Genomic DNA, 9256 nt, shown 5'->3' with positions numbered 1-9256 from the left:
TTGAGCTAACCAATACTAATTGCCCGTGAGGCTTGACCATATAACACCCAAGCAATTTGCGTCGAAAGGCCAGATTGCGGTGTGTGAAGACGAAATGAACCGAAAGTTCGATCTTGCAAAACACCGAAAGCTATCACATACCCAATTTGCTGAAGCGAGGCCATCTGGTCCCGAGTCAGTACCCGAATTTCTTGACGACCATAGAGCGTTGGAACCACCTGATCCCATCCCGAACTCAGTAGTGAAACGATGCATCGCCGATGGTAGTGTGGGGTTTCCCCATGTGAGAGTAGGTCATCGTCAAGATTAAATTCCGAAACCCCAATTGCGAAAGCAGTTGGGGTTTTGTTTTGCCTGCGAGAAAGTTCCTGGCAGTTGCCAGGCTTCTATTCTTCACATGGAAAAGCCCCACAGTTTTGCACCTGTGGGGCTTTTACGTTTCTTCAGGATCTACATCAATCCCACATTCAAGCACTCACGGCTGTGAATGCCCTAGCTTGCGTTTGATCAGCTCGTAAACATCCTTGTGCGTCGAGTTGTGCAGAGACTTGTCCTTGCAGGCCGTGGCGAGGAAGTTTTTCACTTCATCCTTGGCATGAGGATAGAGGCCGGCAACATAATCAGCTTCGTGTGCTTGGGTGCAGTTGAAGTGCTTATCGTCTTTCGCTTTGTCTCTAGCCATTGTGCAGCTCCTTTTGACAACGAATGATGTAGCGAAACAGGGCAGAATTGCCCCATACGCTGGTGAGCTTAGGGGGGAAGCCAATGCTCGCCAGTCATTCGGATGAAAAAGGAAGGGGCTGTAGGATGCGGCCTGTATTGATTCACACGCTTAAATTTCCTTGATCGGCGTCTCTCCCTGTACCGCTTTGATCAACTCGATCACATGCAAGCAATCGGACTTGTTCACATACGACTCCCCGCTGGCAATCGTCTCGTGGTTCCCCGCACGCAGTCTCCAGCGCCATTGTCCTTTTCCAGTGTTCGGAGTGCCTTTGGATTGCCTGTAAATTTCGAAATACATCAGTTCGCTCCATGCGATGGGGTTATTGCGACAGCCTGCGTGAGGCATCGACGCAAGCCTAGCGGAGCAGGGTTATTTGGCTACCAGGCATTTGTTTCCAATCGTAGGCGGATGTTTCTGCAAGGTGCGGGCTAGAGCGTGAGGATCGGCCTTCGGTTTGGCCAAAACGTCACCGTTTCACCCTTGCATCACTCTCGACGCTACTGCTTAATACGTGACGGCTCATGGCGTCGAGAATCTCTCGGCGACCGACAATCACTATAAAAAGAGCACTCTCTTGACTGAGCACGGAATGCAACAGGCCGGACAGGTGACGGTATCGCTGGTTGTCCCCGTTTTTAACGAGGAGGACAGTCTCGACAAGTTTCTCCTGCGCATTGATGAAGTCTTCCAGCATCAAGCGTTGATCAACCTCGAGTTAGTGTTCGTCAACGATGGCAGCACTGATACGACGCTTGCGCGCCTGCTTGAACACCAGCAGCTCGATTCGCGGTTGCGCATCGTCGACCTCAGCCGAAACTTCGGCAAAGAGGCGGCGCTGTCCGCCGGTTTGCACAGCGCCACAGGCCAGGTAGTGGTGCCGATTGACGCGGATCTTCAGGACCCGCCCGAAGTCATCCTGCAGATGATCGAACGATGGCGAGAAGGCTATGAAGTGGTGCTGGGTCATCGCATCAGCCGCCGTAGCGACACATGGGCCAAACAGACCTCTGCCCATTGGTTCTATCGCCTGCACAACAAAATCGCCGAGCAGCCATTACCGGAAAACGTGGGTGACTTCCGCCTGATGGATCGCTGCGTGGTTGATGCCCTGCTGACCTTGCCCGAATCCCGCCGATTCATGAAAGGCCTGTTCGCCTGGGTAGGTTTTCGTACTACTCATGTGGATTACGAGCGCCCTGAGCGAGTCGCGGGGCAAAGCAAGTTCAACGGCTGGCGGTTGTGGAATTTCGCGCTGGAAGGCATCACCAGTTTCAGTACCGAGCCACTACGGGTGTGGACGTACCTGGGGGCAATGGTGTCGTTGGTATCCTTTGCGTTTGCCATTTTTATCGTGCTGCGCACTCTGATTTATGGGGTCGACATGCCTGGTTACGCCTCGCTGATGGTTGCAGTAACCTTTCTCGGTGGCCTGCAATTGATCGGCATCGGTGTGCTCGGCGAGTACCTGGGCCGCACATATATCGAATCCAAACGCAGGCCGATTTTTCTCGTGCGTCGCGTCTACGACCCCAAGGACTGAAACATGGATCTCAAGGAAACCGACATCCTCGGCGACAGCATCGGCGAGCATTGGTATTACTGCTCCAAAGCAGCGGCGACTCGCCGTCTGCTGGGCGATGCGCCGATCAAGCGAATTCTCGACGTGGGTGCCGGTTCTGGCTTTTTTTCCCATCATCTGCTGACCCACACCGATGCTCGTGAAGCGTGGTGCGTCGATATCAGCTACCCGGCCGATTCAAAGGCAACCACTGCCGGCAAACCGGTGCATTACCTTCGCGGGATTGAAAACATCGATGCCGATCTGGTGCTGCTGATGGATGTGCTGGAGCACGTCGACGACGACCTGGGTTTGCTCAAGAGTTACGTCGATAAAGTGCCGTCCGGCAGCCGTTTTCTGATGACCGTGCCTGCGTTCCAGTTCCTCTGGAGTGGTCACGATGACTTCCTCGAACACAAGCGCCGCTACACCCTGGCACAGTTTGAAACTCTGGCCCATGGCGCCGGTTTGACGGTCGAGCGCGGTGCGTATTATTTCGGTGCTGTGTTTCCGATTGCAGCAGCGTTGCGTTTGCTGCCCCAAGGCTCGCAAGCTCAGGCGCCGCAATCGCAACTCAAGCGTCATCACCCGTTGGTCAATTCAATCCTCAAAGGCCTTTGCAAGCTTGAACTGCCGTTGATGGGTATGAACCGTCTGGCCGGGTTGAGTGTTTTTGTTTTGGCGCGCAAACCGTGACGTCAGCCGAGAAGTCCGCGTTGATTCAGCGCGGTGTGCGCTTCGCTGTCACCGGTGTGTTCGTCACCGCTTTGCACGCGCTGGTCGCGGTGTTGTTCATCAATTCTGTAGTCCCCCAGCCGCCCTTGGCCAACGGCGTGGCATTTGCCGTGGCAACGGTGGTGTCTTACCTGATCAATACCACCTGGAGTTTCTCGGCCCGATTGCATGGCAGAACCATGCTGCGGTTCATGGTGGTTTCGGTGTGCGGGTTTTTCCTGGCAATGTTTGTCGCCTGGGCGGCGCAGATGGCCGGATTGCATTATCTGCTGGGGATTGGTGCGGTAGCGCTGACGATTCCGGCATTCACTTTTGTCTTGCACAACTTCTGGACCTATCGATGAAGCTTTCCGCATCACGTCGGGCGACTGCGCTGCTGCCCATTCTTTTGGGAGTCATTGCATTTTTCATTGTGGTCGGCCCTCGCGCCCTGAACCCGATGAATATCGCCTGGCTGGGCGATGGTGACCCAGCCACGCATTACCTGGGTTGGGCGTTTTTCAGGCATTCACCATGGACCTTTCCGTTGGGGCTCAATCCGTCTTATGGACTGGAGTTGGGCAATGCGGTGATCTTTTCGGACTCCAATCCGCTGTTCGCGCTGATCTTCAAACCGTTCTCGGCCCTGCTTCCTGAACCGTTCCAGTATCTCGGGTTGTGGCTGCTGACATGCATGATCCTGCAGAGCTGGTTTGCCTGGAAGCTGATGGGGTTGGCCACTCAGTCTGTGGCGTTGCGATTACTCGGCGCCGGACTCTTTTTGTTTGTCCCGGCAATGATCGTCCGAATGGGTGTGCATTTGTCTCTGGCCGGGCATTTTCTGATACTTGCTGCGCTTTATCTGTCCCTGCGTCCCTTTACGCAAAAGCGCACTCTTGCCTGGGGAGCCCTCCTTGCCGCGACAGCACTGGTGCACGCTTATTTGCTGGCGATGGTCGCGCTCATCTGGATAGCGGATCTTACTGCCAAAACCCTTCAGCGCCGCCTGACAGCGGGCAGGGCGCTCAGCGAGTTCATCGGTCTGTTCCTGCTGGTCAGTCTGTGCTGTTGGCAAGCAGGTTATTTCAGTGTCGGTGATAGTGGGCTGGCTTTGATGGGGTATGGCTTGTATCGGGCTAACGTCCTGACCTTTATTGATCCGGGCGTTTGGTCGTATACCTTGCGTGATATGCCGGGAGTCTTGGGCGACGGCGACGGTTTCGCATTCCTCGGATTGGGGGGGATTTTCCTGGGTATCTGCGCGCTTTTGCTTCTGTTGCAAGGGGCAACGGATCTTCGCACCAAGGTCCGCCGATATCCGATGCTACTACTGGCGCTCCTATGCCTGGCGATATTCGCGTTCTCGAACAATATCGGTATCGGGGCATTCGAGTTGCAGATTCCCTTGCCGGACGCAGTGGTGGCTGTGGCAACAGTATTTCGTGGCTCGGGTCGGATGATCTGGCCAGCCATGTACATGGCCATGTTCGTCATCGTGTATGCCGTGATTCGAGGTTATCCGTCGCGCATGGCGTTGTTGTTGTTAAGTATCGCTCTGGTGATCCAGGTGGCGGATACACGTGCCGGCTGGGCGGTATCGCGTGGTTTTTTCATGACCTCACCCGCGCCGAAGTGGAACACACCGCTGGTAGATCCATTCTGGCAGCAGGCAGCGAAGCATTATCAAAACGTGCGCTGGATTCGCCCACAGAATTACTCGCCGCGCTGGATGACACTGGCGGACTATGCGAGCACTTATCGTCTGGGGACAGATGCCATCTACCTTGGCCGGGTGAGTACAGTAGCGGTCGATGCGGCGCAGGCCAAAGCCGACAGCGCGGTTGCGTCAGGGAATTACGCGCCTGACACTTTGTATGTGCTCGATGACCGTGCGTTACTCCAGGCCGCTCTGTCCTTGCACCGCGATAGCGATGTGCTCACCCGCATCGACGGTTTTAATGTGTTGGCTCCGGGCTGGAAACACTGCAAGGACTGTCCGCCACTCGAGGCTTCCGATCCGTTGAAATTGATCCCGGAACTCAAGCAGGGCGAAAGAGTGGTGTTCAACGTAGCCAGTCCAGCAGCGGCATACCTGGGCAAGGGATGGTCGCTCAACGAACCTTGGGGTACCTGGTCGGAGGGGGCCGAGTCACAAATCGTTCTACGACCAAATTCACGGGTACGGTCATTGTTGCTGGAAACCACAGCATTGCTTGCGCCTAATCACACCGAGCAGTCGCTGGAGATTTTTGTCAACGACGTGCGCGTACTGTCCACCCGACTGGTCAAGCCTGAACAAAACAGAATCAATATCGAATTGCCTGCCGATGTGCAGCAGTTGGTTGAGCGTCAGGGCGTAATGCGTATTCAATTCAAATACGCCAATGCGATCAGCCCGGGAGAACTTGGCATGGGCAGAGACTCGCGCAAACTGGCGATGGGACTACAGGCGCTGACCGTTAACTGAGCAAACACAGCGTCTGCGGCTTTAGTCTGTAGAGCGGCCCGTAGACGTTGTGCTCGGGCCTTTCTACACTGCCCTCCAGTCTGGGGATCGGGGAGCAATGGATGAATCGAAATGAACTTCGCAAGGCCGACATCAACCTCATGGTTGTATTCGAAACCTTGATGCTCGAACGCAATGTGACCCGGGCGGCGGAGAAGCTGTTTCTCGGCCAGCCGACCATCAGTTCGGCGCTCAATCGTCTGCGTACGATGCTCAACGATCCGCTGTTCATCCGCGTCGGCCATCGTATGGAACCGACCGCCCGCGCCGAAGATATTTTCCGGCATCTATCGCCGGCATTGGACTCGCTGTCGGTAGCGTTGAGCCTGACCCGCGATTTCGACCCAGCCGTCAGCACCATGAGCTTTCGCATCGGCTTGTCCGATGATGTCGAGTTCGGTCTGCTTCCGCCGTTGTTACGCGCCCTGCGTCAGGAAGCGCCGAGCGTGGTGTTTGTGGTGCAGCATGTCGATTACTGGCGAATTCCCGATCTGCTGGCCTCCGGCGACATCACCGTCGGTATCAGTCAAACCCGGGGCCTGCCGGCCAATGCCAAACGTAAATTGCTGCGGCACATTCAGCCGAGCATCCTGCGCGCCGATGTCTCGGACACGCCGCTGTCTCTCGATGAATATTGCTCGCGTCCCCACGTACTTGTTTCGCACACGGCCAACGTCAGCGGGTTCGCAGATGAGTGGCTGGCGGAACTCGGACGTACTCGCCATGTAGTGTTGTCGGTGCCGCAGTACAGCGCTTTGCCGGCGTTGTTGGCCGGTACCGACATGATCGCCAGCCTGCCGGATTACACCGCCGAGGCGATGGCGGCGTCCGGGCTGTTGTTTAAGGAACCGTTCCCGTTCAAGACCCCGACCCTGGACTTGTCGATGGTCTGGCTCAGTCATGTCGACAGCGACCCGGCGGAGCGCTGGTTGCGCTCGCGACTGGAAACATTCATGAGCGAGCGACCTCCCACCTCCCCATAAAAGCACCACATAACACACAGGGAATTGGGCTCAACTTGCCGGGATGATGTCTGCCTGCTTTGCTCAATAGCTATAACCCCGTCGGAGGCCCTCCCATGAGCATTTCCCGTTCGTTGCTGCGTGGGCGCGGCAGTCACGACAGCGGCAAGGTCGGCATGGTCGAGCTGTTTTTCGATCTGGTCTTCGTGTTCGCCGTGACCCAGTTATCGCACACCTTGCTCGCGCACTTGTCGATTCTCGGCGCGGTGCAGGTCGCGCTGTTGATGATCGCGGTGTGGTGGGTGTGGATCTTCACCTCGTGGATCACCAACTGGCTTGACCCGGAAACACTGCCGGTGCGTCTGGGGCTGTTCGGACTGATGATTGCCGGCCTGCTGCTGTCGTCATCGATTCCCGAAGCATTCACTGAGCGCGGGTTGATGTTCGCTTCGGCATTTGTGTTCATGCAGGTTGGCCGCACGCTGTTCGCAATCTGGGCGGTGCGCCGCGAGCCACTGGCCATGACCCGCAATTTCCAGCGCATCCTCGTCTGGTTGATGGTTTCCGCAGTATTCTGGATCGGCGGGGCGTTGGTCGAGGGTGAACAGCGCCTGCGGTGCTGGGCACTGGCGTTGCTGATTGAGCTGATTTCACCGTCGCTGTACTTCTGGGTACCGGGCCTCGGGCGCTCGACCCTGAGCGACTGGAACGTCGAAGGCAATCACATGGCCGAGCGTTGCGGGCTGTTCGTGATCATTGCCTTGGGCGAGTCGCTGCTGGTGACCGGGGCGACGTTCGCTGAACTGACGCTGAGCTCCAGCGCGCTTTTGGCATTTCTGGTGTCGGTACTCGGCAGCATCGGTATGTGGTGGGTGTATTTCGACAGCGGTGCCGAACGGGCGCACCACCGCATCGCTCATTCCACCGATCCTGGCCGCCAGGCGCGAATCGCCTACACCTATTTGCACGTGCTGATTGTTGCCGGGGTGATTGTCAGCGCCGTAGCCGATGAATTGGTTCTCACACACCCGGATCACGCCAGCGACGCCGGGATCATTGTGATCATCGGCGGCCCTTGGATATTTCTGCTGGGCAATGCGCTGTTCAAATGGGTGATGTCCGACCGGTCATGGCCACCCTTGTCTCATCTGGTTGGCATCGGTTTGCTGACGCTGCTGTTGCCGTTGGCATTGAAACACGGGTTCTCGGCGCTGCTATTGGGCGCGCTGACCACGACGATTGTGCTGCTGGTTGCACTGTGGGAAACCCTGGCGCTGCGTCAGACTTCACTGCCGGTGGCATCGGAAAAAGCCGCAGGAGAGTAGGGCAGCGCTGTGTAAGATGTACGACCTTTGCACCGAACTTCGGGAGTCCCGCTCATGCCACACCTGCACATGGAATACACCGCCAACCTGCCGCAACTTAATGCCGACGTGGCGCTGATCCGGCTCAACAACACACTGGTGGCTTCCGGTCAGTTCGCCGCGGAATACGACATCAAGAGCCGCGCGGTGAAGATTGAAACCTTCAAGGTCGGCACGGCCATGGGCGAACGCGCTTTTGTGCATGTGAAACTCGCACTGCTCAGCGGGCGCTCGCCGCAGATCAAGAAGCAACTCTCGGAAAGCCTGTTGGCGGTCGTGCAAGACCTGTGCGAATGGCCGGCCGATATCGACGTGCAGTTGTGTGTCGAACTGCTCGACATCGACCGCGAGTCCTACACCAAAACCGCCATCAGCGTGTAAGACTCAGGCCGCTTCCAGCTCACCGCAGGCCTTGATCACTTGTTCGCGCAGCCAGACATTGGCGCTGTCCTGATCGGCGTTCTGGCTCCACTGCATGTCGAGGGTGAATCCCGGCAGACCGTTCGGCGCCTCACAGTGATTGAACACGGCTTCCTTGGTCAGCAAGCGCTGGATACGCCGCGGCAAGGTGAGGATGAAGTCGGTGCCGGTGATCATCTTCAGCGCTGCACTGTAGCTGTTGGAGCGAGCGACGATCTGACGTTTCTGTGCCTGCCGGGCGAGCCAGCCATCGACCATGTTGGTGGTGGACGTCCAGGGCGTCGGAAACACATGCCTCCGTTCGGTGAAGGATTGCAGGCTCAGACGCGGTTCCAGCGGTGTGGCGCGTTTGTCGAAGACGCAGACCAGATCGTCCTCCAGCAGCATGCGTGATTTCAGATCCGTGTGATTACGGTGGAAGTTGGGGCCGAAACAGATCACCAGATCGAGACTGCCGTCGCGCAGTTCTTCTGCCGGGACGTCGGTTTCGAATTTGTGCATGTTGACCATTACCGGCAAATCATCGAAGTCGAAACGCTTCAACAGACGCGGCAGCACCAGTTGCTCGAAATATTCCGGCGCGCAGATGTTGAACGTTACCGGTTGCTGGGTCGGGTCGAAGGTCGGGGCACCGGCGTGGCACAGGTTGATGCTTTCGAGAATCTTCTGCACATGGACATACATGCTGCTGGCCTTGTAGGTCGGACGCATGCCGGTGCGGGTGTTGATGAACAACTCGTCTTCAAAACTGGTGCGCAGTTTTTTCAGGCAGTAACTGACGGTGGACTGGCTGACGAACAGTGCCTCCGATACATCGGTGACGCTGCTTTGCTCATACACGGCGATAAACACCATGAGATCCTGCATGTCGAGCTTTCTAAGCAAGTTACTGTTCAGCATCCGTTCCGTCTCGCTGTGCTCCTTGCGCTGAATCCGCGCAAACGTGTGCGAACGATCCTAACGGAACGATGGTGCCAGGACAAAGCCCTGTAGGACATTTCAATG

10 protein-coding genes and 1 rRNA gene are annotated in these 9256 nt (G+C 56.8%); 8 read left to right on the top strand and 3 right to left on the bottom strand.

What is annotated here, in order from left to right:
- Positions 1-190 precede the first annotated feature (190 nt).
- Positions 191-306 (top strand): 5S ribosomal RNA (gene rrf / locus ACIOZM_RS14130).
- A 169-nt stretch (positions 307-475) separates the two neighbouring features.
- On the opposite strand, the gene ACIOZM_RS14125 is transcribed toward rrf, so the two are convergent.
- Together ACIOZM_RS14125 and ACIOZM_RS14120 are read right to left on the bottom strand one after the other, a co-directional pair.
- Entirely contained in the window at positions 476-682 is a 207-nt protein-coding gene (locus ACIOZM_RS14125) for a hypothetical protein (protein ID WP_401214683.1), read from the bottom strand.
- 150 nt (positions 683-832) lie between these two features.
- A complete protein-coding gene (locus ACIOZM_RS14120; RefSeq protein ID WP_401214680.1) occupies positions 833-1024 on the bottom strand; it encodes a YegP family protein in 192 nt (63 codons plus the stop codon).
- Between the two features lie 277 nt (positions 1025-1301).
- On the opposite strand from ACIOZM_RS14120, the gene ACIOZM_RS14115 reads away from it, so the two are divergent.
- The 7 genes from ACIOZM_RS14115 (at position 1302) to ACIOZM_RS14085 (ending at position 8212) form a co-directional block, all read left to right on the top strand.
- Entirely contained in the window at positions 1302-2267 is a 966-nt protein-coding gene (locus tag ACIOZM_RS14115; RefSeq protein WP_401214678.1) for a glycosyltransferase family 2 protein, read from the top strand.
- A 3-nt stretch (positions 2268-2270) separates the two neighbouring features.
- Positions 2271-2981, top strand: coding sequence for a class I SAM-dependent methyltransferase (locus tag ACIOZM_RS14110; protein WP_401214676.1), 711 nt, complete (start codon positions 2271-2273; stop codon positions 2979-2981).
- On the top strand, positions 2978-3364 hold the full coding sequence (locus tag ACIOZM_RS14105) for a GtrA family protein (protein ID WP_401214673.1): 387 nt from the start codon (positions 2978-2980) through the stop codon (positions 3362-3364). Before ACIOZM_RS14110 ends, ACIOZM_RS14105 begins: the two co-directional genes overlap by 4 nt.
- A complete protein-coding gene (locus ACIOZM_RS14100) occupies positions 3361-5466 on the top strand; it encodes a DUF6311 domain-containing protein (protein WP_401214671.1) in 2106 nt (701 codons plus the stop codon). Before ACIOZM_RS14105 ends, ACIOZM_RS14100 begins: the two co-directional genes overlap by 4 nt.
- A 101-nt stretch (positions 5467-5567) precedes the next feature.
- Complete coding sequence (locus ACIOZM_RS14095) at positions 5568-6488, top strand: LysR substrate-binding domain-containing protein (protein WP_401214668.1); 921 nt, start codon at positions 5568-5570, stop codon at positions 6486-6488.
- A 95-nt stretch (positions 6489-6583) separates the two neighbouring features.
- Positions 6584-7792 carry a low temperature requirement protein A gene (locus tag ACIOZM_RS14090; RefSeq protein WP_401214665.1) on the top strand — a complete coding sequence of 403 codons (1209 nt, stop codon included), beginning with the start codon at positions 6584-6586 and terminating at the stop codon, positions 7790-7792.
- Between the two features lie 54 nt (positions 7793-7846).
- On the top strand, positions 7847-8212 hold the full coding sequence (locus tag ACIOZM_RS14085) for a 5-carboxymethyl-2-hydroxymuconate Delta-isomerase (protein WP_401214662.1): 366 nt from the start codon (positions 7847-7849) through the stop codon (positions 8210-8212).
- Positions 8213-8215: 3 nt separating this feature from the next.
- On the opposite strand, the gene ACIOZM_RS14080 is transcribed toward ACIOZM_RS14085, so the two are convergent.
- Positions 8216-9151, bottom strand: a complete 936-nt coding sequence (locus tag ACIOZM_RS14080; protein WP_401214659.1) for a LysR substrate-binding domain-containing protein — start codon at positions 9149-9151, stop codon at positions 8216-8218.
- Positions 9152-9256: the final 105 nt, after the last annotated feature.

It is taken from the genome of Pseudomonas sp. NPDC087346 (genome assembly GCF_044744235.1).
Taxonomy (GTDB): domain Bacteria; phylum Pseudomonadota; class Gammaproteobacteria; order Pseudomonadales; family Pseudomonadaceae; genus Aquipseudomonas.
The sequence above is the reverse complement of the archived record's forward strand: the minus strand, read 5'-3'. Positions and strand labels throughout refer to the sequence as shown.